Annotated in this window: 17 protein-coding genes; 5 read left to right on the plus strand and 12 right to left on the minus strand. The window is 67.4% G+C overall.

The genetic code is table 11. The features are described 5' to 3' along the window. Positions 1-5 precede the first annotated feature (5 nt). Entirely contained in the window at positions 6-1349 is a 1344-nt protein-coding gene (locus tag ACPPVQ_RS18530) for an MFS transporter (RefSeq protein WP_426516653.1), read from the minus strand. 145 nt (positions 1350-1494) lie between these two features. Here ACPPVQ_RS18530 and ACPPVQ_RS18535 point away from each other — a divergent pair, with 145 nt between their 5' ends. Then, entirely contained in the window at positions 1495-2526 is a 1032-nt protein-coding gene (locus ACPPVQ_RS18535; RefSeq protein ID WP_426516655.1) for a LacI family DNA-binding transcriptional regulator, read from the plus strand. A gap of 10 nt (positions 2527-2536) precedes the next feature. On the opposite strand, the gene ACPPVQ_RS18540 is transcribed toward ACPPVQ_RS18535, so the two are convergent. The 9 genes from ACPPVQ_RS18540 to ACPPVQ_RS18580 all read right to left on the minus strand — a co-directional run bounded on the left by ACPPVQ_RS18540 (position 2537) and on the right by ACPPVQ_RS18580 (position 12434). Then, positions 2537-3718: a glycine C-acetyltransferase gene (locus tag ACPPVQ_RS18540; protein WP_426516657.1), complete on the minus strand. Its 1182-nt coding sequence runs from the start codon at positions 3716-3718 to the stop codon at positions 2537-2539. After that, on the minus strand, positions 3718-4761 hold the full coding sequence (gene tdh, locus ACPPVQ_RS18545) for an L-threonine 3-dehydrogenase (protein ID WP_426516659.1): 1044 nt from the start codon (positions 4759-4761) through the stop codon (positions 3718-3720). Before tdh ends, ACPPVQ_RS18540 begins: the two co-directional genes overlap by 1 nt. A gap of 228 nt (positions 4762-4989) precedes the next feature. Further along, complete coding sequence (locus tag ACPPVQ_RS18550) at positions 4990-5406, minus strand: heat shock protein transcriptional repressor HspR (RefSeq protein ID WP_426521327.1); 417 nt, start codon at positions 5404-5406, stop codon at positions 4990-4992. A gap of 10 nt (positions 5407-5416) precedes the next feature. After that, positions 5417-6400 (minus strand): DnaJ C-terminal domain-containing protein, encoded by a 984-nt coding sequence (locus ACPPVQ_RS18555; RefSeq protein ID WP_426516661.1) that lies wholly within the window; start codon positions 6398-6400, stop codon positions 5417-5419. A 147-nt stretch (positions 6401-6547) separates the two neighbouring features. Next, positions 6548-7231: a nucleotide exchange factor GrpE gene (locus ACPPVQ_RS18560; RefSeq protein ID WP_426516663.1), complete on the minus strand. Its 684-nt coding sequence runs from the start codon at positions 7229-7231 to the stop codon at positions 6548-6550. A 2-nt stretch (positions 7232-7233) separates the two neighbouring features. Further along, positions 7234-9084, minus strand: coding sequence for a molecular chaperone DnaK (gene dnaK / locus ACPPVQ_RS18565; protein ID WP_426516665.1), 1851 nt, complete (start codon positions 9082-9084; stop codon positions 7234-7236). Positions 9085-9521: 437 nt separating this feature from the next. Then, the gene (locus ACPPVQ_RS18570) at positions 9522-10613 is read right to left on the minus strand and encodes an ABC transporter substrate-binding protein (protein WP_426516667.1); all 1092 of its coding nucleotides are present in this window, start codon (positions 10611-10613) and stop codon (positions 9522-9524) included. A gap of 73 nt (positions 10614-10686) precedes the next feature. Next, entirely contained in the window at positions 10687-11577 is an 891-nt protein-coding gene (locus tag ACPPVQ_RS18575) for an ABC transporter permease (protein ID WP_426516669.1), read from the minus strand. Beyond that, entirely contained in the window at positions 11574-12434 is an 861-nt protein-coding gene (locus tag ACPPVQ_RS18580) for an ABC transporter ATP-binding protein (RefSeq protein ID WP_426516671.1), read from the minus strand. The genes ACPPVQ_RS18575 and ACPPVQ_RS18580 overlap by 4 nt, the downstream gene beginning before the upstream one ends. 161 nt (positions 12435-12595) lie before the next feature. On the opposite strand from ACPPVQ_RS18580, the gene ACPPVQ_RS18585 reads away from it, so the two are divergent. The 3 genes from ACPPVQ_RS18585 to ACPPVQ_RS18595 all read left to right on the plus strand — a co-directional run bounded on the left by ACPPVQ_RS18585 (position 12596) and on the right by ACPPVQ_RS18595 (position 16492). Next, a complete protein-coding gene (locus ACPPVQ_RS18585) occupies positions 12596-14242 on the plus strand; it encodes an ATP-binding protein (protein WP_426516673.1) in 1647 nt (548 codons plus the stop codon). Beyond that, the gene (locus ACPPVQ_RS18590) at positions 14239-14934 is read left to right on the plus strand and encodes a response regulator (RefSeq protein ID WP_426516675.1); all 696 of its coding nucleotides are present in this window, start codon (positions 14239-14241) and stop codon (positions 14932-14934) included. Before ACPPVQ_RS18585 ends, ACPPVQ_RS18590 begins: the two co-directional genes overlap by 4 nt. Positions 14935-15001: 67 nt before the next feature. After that, positions 15002-16492 (plus strand): MFS transporter, encoded by a 1491-nt coding sequence (locus tag ACPPVQ_RS18595; RefSeq protein WP_426516677.1) that lies wholly within the window; start codon positions 15002-15004, stop codon positions 16490-16492. A gap of 155 nt (positions 16493-16647) precedes the next feature. Here the strand turns inward: ACPPVQ_RS18595 and ACPPVQ_RS18600 are convergent, their stop codons facing one another. Further along, positions 16648-17202 carry a dihydrofolate reductase family protein gene (locus ACPPVQ_RS18600; RefSeq protein ID WP_426516679.1) on the minus strand — a complete coding sequence of 185 codons (555 nt, stop codon included), beginning with the start codon at positions 17200-17202 and terminating at the stop codon, positions 16648-16650. 48 nt (positions 17203-17250) lie between these two features. Further along, positions 17251-17916, minus strand: a complete 666-nt coding sequence (locus tag ACPPVQ_RS18605; protein ID WP_426516681.1) for a MarR family winged helix-turn-helix transcriptional regulator — start codon at positions 17914-17916, stop codon at positions 17251-17253. 56 nt (positions 17917-17972) lie between these two features. Between ACPPVQ_RS18605 and ACPPVQ_RS18610 the strand changes: the two genes are divergently transcribed. Further along, positions 17973-18902, plus strand: coding sequence for a hypothetical protein (locus tag ACPPVQ_RS18610; RefSeq protein WP_426516683.1), 930 nt, complete (start codon positions 17973-17975; stop codon positions 18900-18902). The last annotated feature ends 38 nt before the right edge of the window (positions 18903-18940 follow it).

Raw genomic sequence — 18940 nt, forward strand, 5'->3', positions numbered from 1 at the left:
GGGTGCTACTTGACCGACTTGATCGGGATGACCGCGAAGGCTCCGAGGAGTGCGATCACGATCCCGATCGGGAACAGCACGGCGTATCCTCCGGCTGCAACGACGATGAGGCCCGCGACACCTGGTGCGAGCACCTGCGGCAGCGTTGCGGCGATGTTGAGCACGCCGAGGTCCTTGGCGAAGTCTTCCTTCGACGGGAGCACCTCGCTCATCAGGGCTGCGTCGACACCCATGTATGCACCGAAGCCGAGTCCGCTCACGAACGAGAAGAGCAGCATGCCGGTGACCGTCGGCAAGACCAGAGGGAATGCGAGCGACAACGCGAGGATGACACCGGCGACGACGGCGACGATGCGGCGACGGCCGAGTCGGTCGGACAGCGGGCCCGCGATCAGGGTCGAGATGATGATGCCGACGAGGCTGACGAGTCCGAGGATCGGGACGACCGTCACGGCCTTGTCCTTCAGGCCGATGTAGTCCTGCAGGATGAACAGCTGGTAGCCGGTGACCATGAAGTAGCCGCCGAAGAGCAGCAGGCGTCCCAGGAAGCCCCAGAAGAAGTCGGGGTGCTTGCGCGGGCTGACCCAGAACGTGCGCAGGAAGGTGCGGAAGTCGAACGGCGGCTTCGGCTCGCTCTTGTTCGACTTGTCGGGGTTGAGCACGACGAAGAGTACGGTCAGCACGAGCGCGATGCCGCCGATGACGAGGTAGCCGGCGGGGATGGTCTTGGCGAACTGGGCGCCGACGATCTGGCCGCCGAGGGCGCCGAGCATCGAGCCGAGACCGGCGAACGCGGCGAAGGCGCCACGGGCGATGTGCGGCACGCGGTCGGGAAGGATCGCACTCAGCGGACCCTGCGCGAAGTTGTAGACGACCTGGACGATGATCCACGCGATCGCGAGCTGGACGAGCGTGTTCGCAGCACCCATGCCGATGAGCGCGAACCCACCGATCAACGTACCGCCGACCATCCAGGGCGCCCGACGGCCGAAGCGGCTGCGGGTGCGGTCCGACACGACGCCTGCGATCGGCTGCGCGAGCATGGCGGCGAATGAACTGACGGTCAGGATGACGGCGAGTGCACCCGCCTTGCCGGCCTGGCCTGCGATGCTTTCGACCTGCAGCGGGAGGAGGACAGCGGGCACGGAGCCCCAGACGAGGAAGATCCCGACGTTGGCGAACAGGGCCGACCACATGAGCTTGCGGAGGCCGGGGATGCGGAGCTTCTTCGGCTTCAGGCCGTCTTCGGGGTGCGTGATCAGGTTCGGGCCCGCGATGGTGCCCGCGCCGGGTTCCGCGATGAACGGGATTTCGGGTTCGCTGGATGGCGTCGTTGACTGCGTTGTCACGGTGATGGGTCCTTTCAGCGCAGGCCACATCGCCTGCTAACTCGCGTAACCATACGCCGTGTGCCCATCGAATACAAGCCATTAGTCGGTTTTTGTTTACGCGCGTTAGCTATGAAAGTAATCGCGACCTAGACTGTTCGCACCCATGTTCACCCCCCAGGTCGTCAAAGCACCGACGAGCAGCGACGTCGCCCTCGCCGCCGGGGTGTCGCGCGCCACCGTGTCGTTCGTTCTCAACGACAAACCGAACTCGCGCATCTCCGACCACACCAGGCACCGCGTGCTCGAGGCCGCCCGCCTGCTCGGCTACACCCCCAACACTGCGGCCCGGTCGCTCGCAAGCGGCGAGCTCGCCTCCGGCTTCCTCATCCCCCAGCCCGCGCGCGACTACGGTGCGAGCGTCGACCGCGCCTTCGACCTCGTGCTGACAGAGACGGCAGACGACGGCACCGACGCCGTCTGGTACCGCGACCGTGAGCAGTCCGGAGTGGACGCGGCGCACGCGTGGGCGAAATACCGCCCGGAATCGGTGCTGGCCGAGGCGGAACGGTGCGACGAGGTGGCGACCGAAGTGCTGCGGCTCGCGGGAGTGCGCGCGCTGATCGTGTACGGGAGCGCATCCGTCGACTACGCACCGTCGCTGGCGGTGCCGCAGGAACCGTTCGGACGCCTCGCCGCCGAACACCTGCTCGCCCTCGGGCATCGCAGGCTCACATTTCTGCTGCCGACCGCAGACCGGGCGCTCGTGAGCGCACGCGAACGGCTGCGCGGGGCGGCGGATGCGGTGAACGCGGCAGGCGCGACACTCACGATCGCGAACGCAGGGGACACGGCGTCGTCCCTGCGCGACTGGGCACACGGATGGCAGTACAGCCCGGCGGCGGCGACCGGGATCATCGCGTCGGACGACCGGCTCGCGATGGGTGCGATCCGTGCGTTGACGGATGCCGGTGTGCGGGTCCCGGCAGACGCATCCGTGATCGGGGCCGACGACCATCCGCCCGCGGCAGAGTTCATCCCGCGCGTGACGACAGTCGCGTTCCCGTCGGCGGTGCTGGCCGAGTCGTTGCTCGACGCCTTCGCGCGCATGCGGGCCGGGACGCGGGTCGACCGGGTGCGCCTGCCCGAGCTGGCGGTCATCCGCCGCGAGTCGACCGCGCCTGCCGCCGCGGCGTAGGCGCGGCGCCCTACGCGGCGACGGCCTCGCGCGCCCCGACGAACGCCTCGACGCAGCGGCGGATCTCCTCCTCGGTGTGCGCAGCCGACAACTGCACCCGGATGCGCGCCAGCCCGCGCGGCACCACCGGGAACGAGAACGCCGTCACGTACACCCCCCGCCGCTGCATCTCGTCGGCGATGCGGGCGGTGAGCGCAGCATCCCCGAACATGACCGGAACGATCGGATGCTCGCCCGGCAGCAGGTCGAACCCCGCCTCGGTCATCAGCGAGCGGAACAACGCCGCGTTCGAGCGCAACGTCTCCCGCAGCCCGTCGGACTGTTCGAGCAGGTCGAGGGCCGCGAGTGTCCCGGCCACGATCGACGGCGCGAGCGTGTTGGAGAACAGGTACGGCCGCGCACGCTGGCGCAGCAGGTCCACGATCTCCTGCCGGGACGACACGTACCCGCCGGATGCCCCGCCGAGCGCCTTGCCGAACGTCCCGGTGTAGATGTCGACCCGGTCGGCGACCCCGCAGAACTCGGGAGTCCCCCGCCCATGGGCACCGACGAACCCCACCGCATGCGAGTCGTCGACGAACACCAGCGCGCCGAATTCGTCGGCCAGGTCGCAGATCTCTGCGAGGGGCGCGATGTAGCCGTCCATCGAGAACACGCCGTCGGTCACGATCACCCGGAACCGCGCATCCGCCGCCGCTTCGAGCTGCGCACGCAGGTCGGCCATGTCTCGGTTACGGTACCGCAGCCGCTGCGCCTTGGAGAGACGGATCCCGTCGATGATCGACGCGTGGTTCAGCTCGTCGCTGATGATCGCGTCTTCAGCAGAGAACAGCGTCTCGAAGACGCCGCCGTTGGCGTCGAAACACGACGAGAACAGGATGCTCGCCTCCGTGCCGAGGAAATGCGAGACCCGGCGCTCCAGCTCCAGGTGCTGCTCCTGGGTTCCACAGATGAACCGCACACTCGCGAGGCCGTAACCCCAGTCGTCGAGCGCTGTCTTCGCGGCGTCGACCAGCGCAGGATGGTCGGCGAGTCCGAGGTAGTTGTTCGCGCAGAAGTTGAGCACCGCGGCGCCGTCGGCGACGATCAGCGCCTGCTGCGGCCCGTGGATGCTGCGCTCCCGCTTCGTGAGGCCGGCCGCGTCGATCTCGGCGAGCTGGCCTGCCACGTGGTCCCGAAACGTTCCGTACATCAGAGTTCCGTCCAATCCAGGATGACTTTGCCTCCGTGCGCCGAGGCCGCTGCGGCGAAGCCGTCTTCCCAGCGGCTCGCCGGGAACCGGTCGGAGACGATGGATGCGATCGCGTTCCGCAGCGTCGCACTGGTCTGCAGCATGGCGCCCATCGCGTTCCAGGTCTCGAACATCTCGCGGCCGTAGATGCCTTTCAGGGTCAGCATGTGGGTGACGACGATGCCCCAGTCGACGGCGATCGGGGTCGACGGCAGGCCGAGCATCGCGATCCGTCCGCCGTGGTTCATGTTCTCGATCATCTGCGGGAGCGCTGTCGGCGCGCCACTCATCTCGAACCCGACGTCGAAGCCTTCGCGCATGCCGAGCGCGGTCTGCGCATGCCGGATCGTCTCCGAACGCACGTCGACCGTGTAATCGGCGCCCATGCCTGCGGCCAGCGCGAGCCGGTCGGGGCTGATGTCGGTGCCGACGATGAATCGGGCGCCCACGTGGCGAGCGACCGCGATCGCCATCAGGCCGATGGGTCCGCAGCCGGCGACCAGCACATCCTCACCGACGATGGGGAACGCGAGAGCGGTGTGCACCGCGTTGCCGAGCGGGTCGAACAATGCTCCGACCTCGGGCTCGATCGCCGAGTGGTGCACCCAGACGTTCGTCGCGGGAAGCGTGAGATATTCGGCGAACGCGCCGTTGCGCTGCACGCCGAGGCCCTGGGTGCGGATGCACATCTGCCGGCGCCCAGCGCGGCAGTTGCGGCATGTGCCGCAGACGATGTGGCCCTCACCCGACACCTGGTCGCCGACGGCAACGTCGTGCACGAATTCGCCGATCTCGACGACTTCGCCGAAGAATTCGTGGCCGGGGATCAGCGGAGCTGTGACAGCGGATGCCGCCCAGTCGTCCCAGCGGAGAATGTGCAGGTCAGTCCCGCAGATACCGGTGCGCAGCACTCGGATCTTGACGTCCTCCGGCCCCGTCTCGGGTTCGGGAACGTCGATCAGTTCGAGGCCTGCTGCAGCCTCGCTCTTATAAAGGGCCTTCATCGCCACCTTCTCGCTTCGTCGTGTGAAGTGTCGTGCATCCGGGCTCTTGTGGAGCCCGCTTCACTCTACGACGCATCCCGGATGCGCGCCGCCTCGTTACGCGGTCCCGCCGGGGCGGCCGGGCGAGGCGTCGTAGCCTCGCCGGCCCATTCCGCTGGCCGACTTGGCAAGAATGGCTAGTGGGGCGCGGAGCACACTAGCCATTTCTGCATAATCGCCACGCGTCGCTCAGTCGCGGTCGAGGGGCCGCCAGACGACGATCTGGTTGCTGCGGCGAACCCGGGTCCCGGCGCGCAGCGAGATGACCTCGCCGGCGGAACCTGCAGCGAACACGCGGCGGCCCGGACGGTTCAGCAGTTCATCCGACAGGGCGGCCTCGAGTTCGCGGATGCGCCCCGTGAGCGCGCCCACCTGGTCTTCGAGTTCGAGGATGCGCCGGATGCCTTCCAGGCTCACACCTTCGGCTCCCAGTCGCGAGATCTCCTGCAGCTTCGCCACATCGCGCATCGAATACCGCCGGGATTTGCCGGGCGTGCGCGACGGGCTCACGAGCCCGAGACGGTCGTACTGGCGAAGCGTCTGGGGGTGCATCCCGGCGAGTTCGGCCGCGACGGAGATGACGAAGACCTGGGTGTGCTCGTCGATGCCGGCCATGTCAGCCTCGCGACCTCGCGAGCAGGTCGTCACGCGGGTTCTCGTCGGGCAGCTTCTCGACGAATCCGCGCAGGGCCTCTTCGGCGTCGGCCGAGAGGTGCGACGGCACAGCGATCTGTACGACGGCCAGCAGGTCGCCGGTGCCCTTCGGTGTCTGCACGCCCCGGCCCTTGACGCGCAGCACGCGCCCACTCGGCGTGCCCGGCGCCACGCGCAGCTTCACAGGGTCGCCGCCGAGCGTCGGTACCTCGATGGTCGCCCCGAGCGCCGCCTCGGCGAATGTCACCGGCACGGTCACGCGCAGGTTCAGCCCTTCGCGTTCGAAGACGGGGTGTTTGCGCACCGTCACGGTGAGCACGATGTCGCCGGATTCGCCGCCGTCGGGGCTGGGCTGCCCTTTGCCGCGCAGCTTGATCTTCTGGCCGTCGGCCACGCCTGCCGGGATCTTGACCTTGATGGGTCGCCCGTCGGCCGACTGGAGCGTGATCGTCTCGCCGCGGGTCGCGGTGATGAACTCGATGGTCGTGGTAGCGGTTACGTCGCGGCCGCGCGTCGGGCCGCCGTAGCCACGGAAGCCGCCGTTCGTCTGGCCGAACCGACCGTCGCCGAACATGCTGCCGAAGATGTCGTCGAACTGGCCGCCCTGCTGGGTGGTGTAGGCGCGCTGGCCGCCCTGGCCGAACATCCCCCCGAAGACGTCGTCGAACCCGCCCTGCCCGGCCGAACCGGGCGCGGTGAAACGTGCGCCGGAACCCATGGCGCGGATCTGGTCGTACTCTTTGCGCTGCTCAGGGTCGCTCAGCACCGAGTTCGCTTCGCTGATCTCCTTGAACTTCGCTTCCGCGGCCGCGTCGCCTGGGTTCGAGTCCGGGTGGTATTTGCGGGCGAGCTTGCGGTAGACCTTCTTGAGCTCTGCCGGGGTGACGTCCTTGGAGACACCGAGGACCTTGTAGAAGTCCTTGTCGAACCAGTCCTGGCTTGCCATGGCGCCTCCTCTCTCCCTCTATCTAACCGTGCGCAATTCGAAGAAAGTCTGTTCTGCGACGCGAATCGATCGCGTCACGTCTGCCCCACCCGCCGGCTTCTCCCGAATTGCGAAGGGAGAACGGGCGGATGGGGCAGACGGATGCTGCTAGTGCTGCGGAACCGAGACGACGACTTTCGCCACCCGCACCAGTGTCGAGCCCACCAGGTAGCCGGTCTCGACGACGTCTGCGACGGTGTCCGTCTCGACGTCGGGGCTCGGCTGCTGGAAGATCGCCTCGTGGATCTGCGGGTCGAACGGGTCGCCCGCCGCCCCGAAGGGCTTGAGGCCGAGGCGCTCGACCGACGTGCGCAGCTTCGCCGCGATCGTCGTGAACGCGCTGCCCTCCTCGAGGTCACCGTGCTTTTCGGCACGGTCGAGGTCGTCGAGCACGGGCAGGAGCCCCTTGACGGTCTCGCCGACCGCACGCTCACGCTCGATCTCGCGGTTCGCCTCGGTGCGCTTGCGGTAGTTCGCGTACTCGGCGGTCACCCTCTGGAGGTCGGCGAGCCGTTCGGCTGCCAGCTCGTCGGAGGTCGACTGGCCGCTCAGCAGATCGAGGTCGTCGTCGCTGAGGAACACGCCGAGGTCGGGTTCTCCCTCCCCTTCGGACGGGCCGACATCGACGAGCTCTTCGTGCGCCAGGTCGGGGCCGGAGGCGTCAGCCTCCGACCCGGACTCCGGGTGCCGAACCTTTCCGGTCTCGGGGTCGATGCGCCGCTTGTCGCGGATGACCGGCTCCTCGTGCTCGTCGGGCTGGTCCCCTTCTGGACCTTTCGGCGTCTGGGGCATGACTACTTGGTCTCCTCGTCTTCGACCACCTCGGCGTCGACGACATCCTCATCGGAGGGCGTCTCGGCCGCAGGCTCTTCAGCCGGAGCGGATTCCTGGGCCTGGCTCGACGCGTAGATCGCCTCGCCGAGCTTCTGCTGGCTGGAGTTCAGCTTGTCGTACGCGGTCTTCACTGCGTCTTCGTCTTCTCCGGCGAGCGCGGACTTCAGCGCATCGACGTCGCCCTGGACCTCGTTCTTGACGTCCTCGGGCAGCTTGTCGTCGTTGTCCTTGATCAGCTTCTCGATCGAGTAGGCGAGCTGCTCGGCCGTGTTGCGGGTCTCCGCGGTCTCGCGGCGCTTCTTGTCCTCGGCTGCGTGCTCCTCGGCCTCGCGCACCATGCGCTCGATGTCGTCCTTCGGCAGCGACGAGCCGCCGGTGATCGTCATCGACTGCTCCTTGCCGGTGCCCTTGTCCTTGGCGGACACGTGCACGATGCCGTTGGCGTCGATGTCGAAGGTGACCTCGACCTGCGGGATGCCGCGGGGCGCAGGCGCGATACCGGTCAGCTCGAACGTGCCGAGCGGCTTGTTGTCGCGGGTGAACTCACGCTCGCCCTGGAAGACCTGGATCGCGACGGACGGCTGGTTGTCGTCGGCCGTCGTGAAGGTCTCGCTGCGCTTGGTGGGGATGGCCGTGTTGCGCTCGATGAGCTTGGTCATGATTCCACCCTTGGTCTCGATTCCGAGGCTCAGCGGGGTGACGTCGATGAGCAGCACGTCCTTGCGCTCACCCTTGAGGACACCGGCCTGGAGGGCTGCGCCGACGGCGACGACCTCATCCGGGTTGACGCCCTTGTTGGGCTCCTTGCCACCGGTCTCCTGCTTCACCAGCTCGCTGACCGCGGGCATGCGGGTCGAGCCGCCGACGAGCACGACGTGTGCGATGTCGGACACCTTGATGCCGGCCTCGCGGATGACGTCGGCGAACGGCTTCTTGGTGCGGTCGAGGAGGTCGCTGGTCATCTGCTCGAACTGGGCGCGGGTGAGCGTCTCGTCGAGGTTGGCCGGGCCGTTCTCGGTGAGCGACAGGTAGGGAAGCTGGATGCTGGTCGACATGCTGCTCGACAGCTCCTTCTTCGCCTGCTCCGAAGCCTCCTTCAGGCGCTGCAGGGCGATCTTGTCCTTGGAGACATCCACACCGGTGGTCTCCTTGAACTTCTTGATCAGGTGGTCGACGATCCGCTGGTCCCAGTCGTCGCCACCGAGGCGGTTGTCGCCGGCGGTCGAGCGAACCTGGATGGTCGAGAAGTCGTCGTCCTTGCCCACCTCCAGGAGGGAGACGTCGAATGTTCCACCACCGAGGTCGAAGACCAGGATGAGCTCGTCTTCCTTGCCCTTGTCGAGGCCGTAGGCGAGTGCCGCTGCAGTCGGCTCGTTGATGATGCGGAGCACGTTGAGGCCCGCGATCTCACCGGCCTCCTTGGTGGCCTGGCGCTCGGCGTCGTTGAAGTATGCCGGAACGGTGATGACCGCATCCGTCACCGTGTCGCCCAGGTACTGCTCGGCGTCACGCTTCAGCTTCGCGAGGATGCGCGCCGAGATCTCCTGCGGCGTGTACTTCTTGCCGTCGATCTCGACCTTCCAGTCAGTGCCCATGTGGCGCTTGACGGATGCGATGGTGCGGTCGACGTTGGTGACGGCCTGGCGCTTCGCGGTCTCGCCGACGAGCACCTCGCCGTCTTTGGTGAAGGCCACCACGGATGGGGTGGTGCGGAATCCTTCAGCGTTTGCGATGACGGTGGGCTCGCCACCTTCGAGCACCGAGACCACCGAGTTCGTGGTTCCGAGGTCGATACCTACTGCACGTGACATATGTTCTTTCTCTCCTTTGTTGCCGGCGTGACGCCTGTGAAAGTCATGGGGTCAAGAGTTGAGTCCCGACGGCTCAAGCCTGTCATCCGGTCTCAGCGATGTCAAGTCCGAGTGGCAAAACTTGAGTGTACTTGGCTCAACTTTCAGCAAGCCCGAAGAATTCCCGGTCCGAGGCGAAAAGCTCGGCCCGCTCGCGCCGGGCGCCGTTCGTAAAACAGGAGATCGTGTGACGGATGTGGCTCCGCAACGGCTTCACGCCGAAGAACCCCTGATGGGATACGCGGCCATCACCCGAACGAGCGCAAGACTCCTGTTTTATGAACATGTGCGACTCCGGCGCCGGAGAAAGGGACGGCGGGGCGCCGCTCACACAGAAGACCGGCCCGCCTGGGTGAGCAGGCGGGCCGGTCGGATGGTGCGGTTGCAATCAGAGGTGACTAGCCGTCGGCGCCGGCCGGCGTCGAGGTGGTCGTGAACCCTTCGAGCTTGTTCGCGGCCTGCGCGTACTTGTTGGTGAACGTGTCGCCGAGCGTCACGTTCGACGTGTCGACGCCGATCGCCTTCTCCATCGCCAGGATGGTCTTAGGTCCCCCGGCGGGCATGATCCCGTCAGGCAGGAACTGTCCCTTGTCGGTGTTCAGACCGTCGATGTACTGCTGCTTGGTGATCGTGGCGTTCTGCACGTACTCCGGTGGCAGCTTGTTGGCGATGTCCGACGCGGAGTGCGTGTTGATCCAGTGCATCGTCGCCACCAGAGCGTTGACGACCTTCTGTACGGCATCCTGGTGGGACTTCACCCAGGCGCTCGTCGCCAGCACGCCCGCCGCCGGCCAGTCGCTGCCGAGCGCCTTCGTCGCGCCTTCGGCGGTCGCAAGGTCGACCGCGGTGGTAGCGAGGTTCTTGCTGGTCAGCGCACCGACGGTCGGCTGCGTCGTCATCACGCAGTCGGCGGACCCGCGCTGGATCGCCGCGATCGCGGTCGACCCAGCACCCACGGCGAGCGTGTGGTAGCCCGACTTCGGGATGCCCTGAGTGTGTGCGAGGAACTGGGTCAGGCTGTCCGTGCCGGAACCCAGGTCCGTCACGCCGAGCGTCTTTCCCTTGAAGTCGGCCGCCGAGTGCACGCCGCTCTTGGTGCTGCACATCTCACGCTCGCCCGGAGCGCCCGAGAGTTGGACGACGTCGACGACGTCCTTTCCTTTGGACTTGAAGTCGATCGTGTGGATGTACCACGCGCCAGCCATGTCGACCTGGCCCGATGCCATCGCATCCTCCGCGCCGACACCACCGTTCTGCTCGGTCGACAGTTCCATGTTCACGCCGTACTTCTTGTAGTACCCGAGTCGAGCCGCGAGCTCGTACGGCAGGTAGATCTGCTTGTCGATGCCGCCGACCATCATCTTGACGGTGGGGATCGAGGCTGCTGCAGTGCCGCCGGCTGCAGTGCCGGCCGCCCCGCTGCTGCAGGCCGCGAGGCTGAGCGCCAATGCTCCGGCCACGGCTACAGCGCTGATGATGCGCTTGTTCATGTGATTGCGTTTCCTTTCGTGTGCGCCGAGGGGTTCGGCGTGTCCTTCTTGGTGGGCTCTGGCCCGGTGGGAACTAGATCGCCTGGGCTTCCGACCGGTTCGGCGGACGCCACTTGAGCAGCACCCGCTCAAGGAGCGTGATGAGGTATTCGGCGCCGAGCGTGACGACGGCCATGATGACCATGCAGGCGAACACCGTGTTCGGGTCGAAGCTCCCCTGGGCCTGGCTGATGATCAGGCCGATGCCCTGCTGGGCTCCGAGGACTTCTGCCACGAGCGCGCCGATGATGGCGAACCCGAAGGCCGTGTGGAGGCTGGCGATGATCCAGGTCATCGCAGACGGGATGGTCACGTGTCGGGCGACCTGCAGCGGCGATGCGCCGAGGACCCGCACGTTGGCGACGAGGTTCTGGTCGACTTCGCGCACACCCTGGAAGGCGTTGAAGAAGACGACGAAGAACACGAGCACCGAGGCGAGGAGCACCTTCGGGAACACGCCCAGTCCGAACGCGACGATGAAGATCGACCCGAGCACGATGCGGGGGATCGAGTTGACGACCTTGATGTACGGGCCGAAGACCGCCGCGAGGTACCGGTTGGAGCCGAGAAGGATGCCGACCACGACACCGGCGATGGTGCCGAGGATGAAGCCGTAGAACGCCTCCTGCACAGTGATCCAGAGGTTGTCCCAGATCGACCCGAACGCCGAGCCCGCAGTGAAGAGGTGCACCAGGCTGTCCCAGATGCCCGACGGCTGGCCGTAGAAGAACTTGTCGACCACGCCGGTCGCTGTGAGCGACTGCCAGCCGCCGATCACGAGGACCGCGACCAGGATGCGCCCCACCCAGATCCACGCCGTGCGACGTGACCGTGCCCTCCGTGCGGCGACCCGCAGCTCGCTCTCCGGCGCCACGACGTACGCACCGGTGGTGTTCACAGGTTTGGTGTTCACTGCCGCGGTCATGCTGCTGCCCCTGCCGTCTGCTGCTGGTACGCCCGCGTGACTTCGTCTTTGAGGGAGTCCCAGATCTGTCCCTGGATTTCGAGAAAGCGCTTCTCGTGGCGGATCTGCTGCACGTCGCCGCGCGGTCGCGGCAGGTCGATCTCGAATACGTCCTTGACCGTTCCCGGGCTGCTGGTCATTATGACCACCCGGTCGGAGAGCGCGACGGCCTCGTCCAGGTCGTGGGTGATGAACAGCACGGATGGCCGCAATTCCTCCCACAGCTGCAGCAGCTCCGTCTGCATGATGGCTTTGGTCTGCACGTCGAGCGCGCCGAACGGCTCATCCATGAGCAGGATTCGCGGCCTGTTGATCAGCGCTGCCGCCATGGCGACGCGTTTGCGCATGCCGCCGGACAGCTGGTGCGGGTAGCGGTCCTCGAAGCCGGCGAGTCCGACGCGGCGCAGCCAGTCCATGGCCAGCTCGGTGGCCTCCTTCTTCGGCGTGCCGAGGAGGATCGGGCCGATCATCACGTTGTTGAGCACGGTCTTCCAGGGGAAGAGCGAGTCGGCCTGGAACATGTAGCTGACGCCGCGGGTGACGCCGTCGACGATGTGACCGCCGACCTGCACGGAACCGGCGCTGGGATGCTCGAGGCCGGAGACCTGCGCCAGTGTCGTCGACTTGCCGCAGCCGGTCGGGCCGACGATCGCACAGAACTGGCCGGGTTCGACCGTGAGCGTCACGTCGTGGATGGCCGTGAACGTCTCGCCCTTCGGCGTGACGAACCGTTTGGTCAGTCCGACGATGTCGATCCGCGCCGCATCCTCTGCGCCGGCGGTGGCCGCTTGCGAGCGGCGGGGAGTGGGATCACCCATAATGCCAAGACCTCTCTGTCTTTCGGTGTGATTACCGATAGTGCGGGAAGCGCGCATCCGTTGTCTCGCTTGTGCTCCATCCGCCTTTTATGCGCATTGAGGTGTGTTCTGCGCATTGTGCTCGCGTGCAATCCGCAGGTTGCCCTGCGAGAATCTGCCCTGTGGTGCGACGACGGATCAGAAAGCTATCGACCCAGATCCTTCTGGCTCAGGTGCTGATCCTCACTGTCTCCATGGCCGTGGGCTTTGCCCTTTTCGCGCAGACCGCACGCAACAACCTCGACTCGGACTTCCAGGCACGCGCCGCAGGCATCGCCCAGACCTTCGCGGGGATGCCCACCATCAGGCAGTGCATGGCAGAGCCGGGCATCGGATGCTCGGTGATGATCCAGGACCTCGCTTCGTCGACCGCGGCCAGGACCGGAGCCGCCTACGTCGTCGTCATCGACCTCAACAGGGTGAGGCATTCGCATCCGAATCCAGCCCTGATCGGCAAGAAGGTCAGCGAGCCGCTCGTTGCGAGCGACGGAAAGGTGCACACCGGCACTGATTCGGGCGCCACGGGCGTGAACGCGAACGCCCGCGTGCCGCTGTACGGGCCGTCCGGCGCGCTGGTCGGCGAGGTGTCCGTCGGCATCCGGGAGAGTTCCGTCTCGGGTGAGCTGCTCAACGAGCTCCCTTCCTATGCGGCCTGGTTCATACTCGTGCTCGCGATCGGGACGCTCGCGTCGTTCGGGCTGGCGAGCATCCTGAAACGCAGGACCTTCGGGCTCGAGCTCGACGAGATCGCCCGCCTGCTGCAGGAGCGCGAAGCGACGCTCCACGGCATCCGCGAAGGGGTCATCGCCGTCGACCCGGCCGGTCGCATCAGCGTCGTCAACGATGAAGCACAGCAGTTGTTGCGGCTCCCCGCGGAGGCGTCCGGGCGACGGCTCGAGGATGTGCTCGCGCCCGGGCTGCTGCGCGACCTGCTCACGGGCACGACCGCGGTCACCGACGAGATCGTCGTCACCGACGACTACTGCCTGGTCATCAACCGGATGCCCGTGACACTGGGCGGGCGCGCGCACGGAGCCGTCGTCACACTGCGCGACCGCACCGATGTCGAGGGACTGGCCAGCGAACTCGCCGGGGAGCGCAGCCTCACCGAGTCGATGCGGGCGCAGCAGCACGAGTTCACGAACCGCATCCACGGGATCGCCGGGCTGCTGGAGCTCGGGCGGCCGGGCGAGGCGCTGCAGTACGTGAACGAGATCCGCGGAACGACGGCCGACCTCGACCAGACGCTCCGCACCCACATCGCGGCGCCGCAGATCGTCGGGCTGATGCTGGGCAAGGCGGCCGAGGCGAACGAGCGCGGCATCGAACTCGTGATCCTCCCCGACACTGACCTCGGCGAAGCACCCGACCGCGTGCAGGCGCTCACGACCATCCTCGGGAACCTCATCGACAACGCGTTCGATGCTCTCGCCGGCGTCCCGGCACCGAGGCGGGTCGAGGTGAGCGTGGTCGAGACGCCGGAATCGCTCACGGTCCGGGTCACCGACAACGGTCCGGGCGTGGCCGCGGCCGAGATCCCGCAGATCTTCAGCAACGGGTACACGACGAAACGCGGGACGCTCGAACGGCACAGTGGACTCGGGCTCTCACTGGTCAACAACACGGTGACGAAACTGGGCGGGACGGTCACCGTGTCGGATGGCGGGCCGGGCGCATCCGTGTCCGGGGGGCCCGGCGCGTCGTTCACCGTGACACTGCCGCGCGCCCCCGCATCGGCATCCGCCCTCGTCCCCGACCCGACCCGATGACCGCCGAGCCCCTCGACGTGCTGGTCGTCGACGACGACTACCGGGTCGCCTCCGTGCACGTCGGTTTCGTCGAAGGCGTCCCCGGATTCCGCGTCGTCGGCGAGGCGCATACGGCTGCCGATGCGCTCGAACTCGCCCAGACGCTGCACCCCGACCTGGTGCTCCTCGACATCTACCTGCCCGACGGCGACGGACTCGAGGTGGTGCGGGGGATGCTCAGCTCGCCGTCGCCGCCGGCCGTCATGGTCATCTCGGCGGCGACCGACATGGCGACCGTGCGACGTGCGGTGCAGCTGGGCGCAGTGCACTACATCGTCAAGCCGTTCGGGTTCGCCGCGCTGGCAGAGCGGCTGACGGCCTTTCGCAACGCGCAATCCCACATCACCGAGTGGCCGGACGAGCCGACGCAAGACGACATCAACAAGATCTTCGACCTGCTGCGTCCGACGTCGCCCGCCCAGGTCAGCGCGGAACTCCGCCACCTCGCGCCGACACTGAAACTCGTCTACGACGCGATCTCGGGGTCCGACGTCGCGCTGTCTGCAGCAGACATCGCGACCTCGGTCGGCATCAGCCGCGCGACCGCCCAGCGGTACCTGACCCAGCTCGAGCAGAGCAACGCGATCACGCTCGAGCTGCGGTACGGCCAAACGGGCCGCCCCGAGCACCGGTACTCGATCCGGCGGCGCTGAGCCTGGCGCGAGCGAATGGTGACCGCGGCATCCCGAAACGTTTACCGCCGATCACTAATCTGTGACCATGAGCGACGACACCAGGCCGGGCGACAACGCCGTCCCCGACGTGCCAGCAACGGCGGACGCACTCGTCACGAAGGCGAGCCCTCTTTTCATCGACTCGTCGACGGATCGCACGATCCCGCGCGGGCGCATCGTCGCGTGGGCCCTCTGGGACTGGGGCGGCGCGGCCTTCAACGCGGTCATCACCACGTTCGTCTTCACGGTGTACCTGACCGGGAGCCTGTTCGTGAGCCCGGCACTCGCCACCGCACGCGACGCGGAGACGGATGTCCACGGCCCAGCGCACGCGGCCGTCACGGCGGCCGAAGCCCCGCTCTCGAGCGGGCTCGGCTGGGGTCTCGCCATCGCGGGCATCGTCGTCGCCCTGCTGGCCCCGGTGCTCGGACAGCGCACGGATGGCTCCGGCCGCCGCAAACTCTGGCTCGGGATCAACACCGGTGCGGTCGTGCTCATCACCGCGCTGATGTTCTTCGTGAAGGGTGAGCCGGGCTACTTCCTCTTCGGAGTCGCACTCGTCGCCATCGGAACCGTGTTCTACGAGATCGCCACCGTCAACTACAACGCCATGCTGGTGCAGGTGTCGACGCCGAAGTCGGTCGGCAAAGTCAGCGGATTCGGATGGGGCGCCGGGTACCTGGGCGGCATCGTCCTGCTGCTCATCGTCTATTTCGGCCTCGTCGTCGAGAGCTCGTCGGCGCCGGGCACCGGCGGCCTCCTCCACGTGAGCGAGGCGGATGGCCTCAACATTCGCATCATCGCGCTCATCGCCGCGGCATGGACGCTGATCTTCTCGCTGCCCGTGCTGTTCGCTGTGCCGGAGATCCCCGCGAACAAGCGGGTCGTGCGTGTCGGCTTCTTCCAGTCGTACGCCGTGCTCGTGCGCGACGTCGGCCGCCTGTGGAAGGAGAGCCGCAACACTGTGCTCTTCCTCATCGCGAGCGCGTTCTTCCGCGACGGCCTCGTCGGCGTCTTCACGTTCGGCGGCATCCTCGCGGCGGGAACGTTCGGGTTCTCGAGCGGCCAGGTCATCATCTTCGCGATCGCCGCCAACATCGTGGCCGGGGTCAGCACGATCGTCTCCGGCCGGTTCGACGACCGGTTCGGGGCCAAACCGGTGATCGTCACCTCCCTCGTCGGCCTCATCGTGGCCGGCCTGGGCGTCTTCTTCGCCCACGACCTGGGCGCGACGGCGTTCTGGATCGGGGGCCTCATCCTCTGCCTGTTCGTCGGACCGGCCCAGTCGTGCAGCCGCACGTTCCTCGCGCGCCTGACCCCGGCCGGCCGCGAAGGCGAGGTGTTCGGGCTCTACGCGACGACCGGTCGCGCGGTCAGCTTTCTCGCGCCGCTCCTCTTCGCGACGTTCGTAGCCGTGGGCGGAGCGCAGTTCTGGGGCATTCTCGGCATCGTGCTCGTGCTCGCAATCGGGCTGGGGCTGCTCATCCCGGTGAAGGCGCAGCCGACGCGGCTGGCGCGGGCCGCCGAGGCACGTTAGGGCCGGGGCAGCTCGGCACGGTTCGTAAAACAGGAGTTCGTGTGACGGATGAGGCCACCAGGGCCTCGCGCACGACAAAACCCCTGATCGGATGCGCGACCCACGCCAACCCGCGCCCGAAACTCCTGTTTTACGAACCGGAGGCGGCGGCCGGCTCAGCGCAGACCGTAGCGGACGAACACCACCCCGTTCGTGAAGCGGTGCTCGTCGAGCAGTTCCAGGTCCACGCGCACGTCGTCGGGGAGAAACCGTAGGCCGCCGCCGACGATGATCGGCGTGAGGAACTGCTGGAATTCGTCCACGAGCCCGGCACGGATCGCGGAAGCGGCCAGGTTCGCCCCGCCCACGCTGAGGTCAGCGTCGGCCGAGTCTTTCATCCGCCTCACTGTGTCAGGATCGAAGGTTCGCTCGATGCGCGTCCGCTCCGTCACCGGCTCCGCGAGGGTCGACGAGTACACGACCTTGTCCGCGACCCGCCACACCTCCGCGAAGTCGCGCGCGACCTCGGGCGCGCCTTCGAGATCGAGTGTCTCCCACCAACTCATGACCTCGTACATGCGGCGGCCGAAGAGGTAGGTGCCGAGCGAGCGCTGCAGGTCGTTGACGAAAGCGTGCACCTCGTCATCGGGTGCCGCCCAGTCGATGTCACCTGTGGCGTCCGCGATGTAGCCGTCGAGCGATGTGAGCCCGGAATAGATCAGCTTGCCCATGCCGAGTCATCGTACTCGCGCGCACCGGCGGCGGGGCCGGGCGCGACCCTACTCGCGCGGCCAGGCTCCGACGAACTTGACGAAGAGCTGTGCGAAGGTGTGCAGCTCTTCCGCGGTGAACCCGGCCAGCGCATCCTCGACCGCTGAGCGCCGCGCCGACCGCACCTCGACGATCTGGGCTTTGCCGGCCGCGGTGAGCTCGATGATGCTGCGGCGCGCATCCGCAGGGTCGGCCGTGCGGCGCACCAGGCCGGCATCGGATGCTTCCTGCACCAGCCGGCTCGCCCGCGGCTGGTCGACGCCGATCGCTTCGCCGATCATGCTGATGGTGAGGGAGCGGCCGTCCCGTTCGGCCGCCTCGAGCGCGTCGAGCATGCGGAAGCGCGCGGCACGCCCCAGCGACCGGTCGTGCCGGCCGCGGTGTTCGTGGGCGGGGCCGCCGAAGCGGGAGCCGGGTCCGCGTGGTCCGCCGCCGTAGTGGACGATCGGCCAGGGTCCACCGCCCGGCCACTGCCCGTTCGTCGGCCACGGGCCGGCACCGGGCCAGGCCCCGGGAGCGCCGTCATCGCCATGCTGCGCGGCCCATTCCGCCCGATGCTGCAGGTGCTGGCGGGCGTGATCGCGGCGGATTGCGATCAGCGCCTGCTCGATGAGCACCACGTCTTCCGCTCGAAGCTGCGAGTTTTCGTCGGATGCTTGACCACCGTCTTCCATATATGTAACTATACATTTGCTTGTAACAGTACATGCAATAGGAAGGACTGTTCATCATGAACACCAACGAGACTTCACCTACACCGCTGGGCTACTGGTTCGGCGTCATCGAACACCGGCTGCGCCAGAAAATGCGCGAAGCCTTCAACGACCTCGACCTGTCGCGCGGCGAATGGCGGATCCTCCACACGCTCGCCGACGGGCCCAAATCCGTCGACGAGGTCGAGGCGGCCCTGTCGCCGGGCGAGCGGCGGCGCCGCATGGCCGGGCGGATGTCCGGCGCACCCTGGCGCGGATTCGGGCCGGGATTCGGTGCGGGATTCGGCCCGTGGGGCGGACGCGGCTACAGCCCGTGGGGCGGACGCGGGTACGGACCGGGCTTCGGTCCCTGGGGCGGCCGCGGTTACGGCCCGTGGTTCGCACCCGGGTTCGCGGAGGGGCCGGAAGCCCACGCCGAGCACCATGAGCACGCGGAGCCCGACGGGCACGCCGAGCCTCACGAGCACCCTGGCAACCACGAGTACGCAGAGCACGCAGAGCACGCGGAGCACGCAGAGCACGCAGAACACGCAGAACAGGCAGAACACGCAGAGCACCACGAGCACCCTGGCAACCACGAGCACCACGAGCACCACGGCCACCCGGGCCACCACGGGTTCGCGGGCGCGTATGGGCACGGCGAGCGCCGGGAGCACCGACCGCGAAGCGTCGCCGAGGTACTGGTGTCGTTCACGGAGCGCGGCTGGGTCGTCCTGTCCGACGGGGCTGCCACACTCACAGCTGCCGGTCGCACCGTTCACGACGACGCGCAGTCGCGTGTGACGGAGCTGCGAGCATCCGTTAACGAAGGCATCAGCGAAGAGGAACGCGCCGCCATGCTGGCAACCCTCGAGAAGATGGCGCGCAACGTCGGCTGGACGGACGCCACTGAAGCCGACGGCGAGGACGAGGCCGACTCCGACGCCGAGGCCGAGCCCGAGGCCTGAGCCGTTGTGCCGCACGTGCACAGGTTCTGAACACGTGC

Source organism: Leifsonia sp. McL0618 (genome assembly GCF_049994905.1).
Classification (GTDB): Bacteria; Actinomycetota; Actinomycetes; order Actinomycetales; family Microbacteriaceae; genus Diaminobutyricibacter.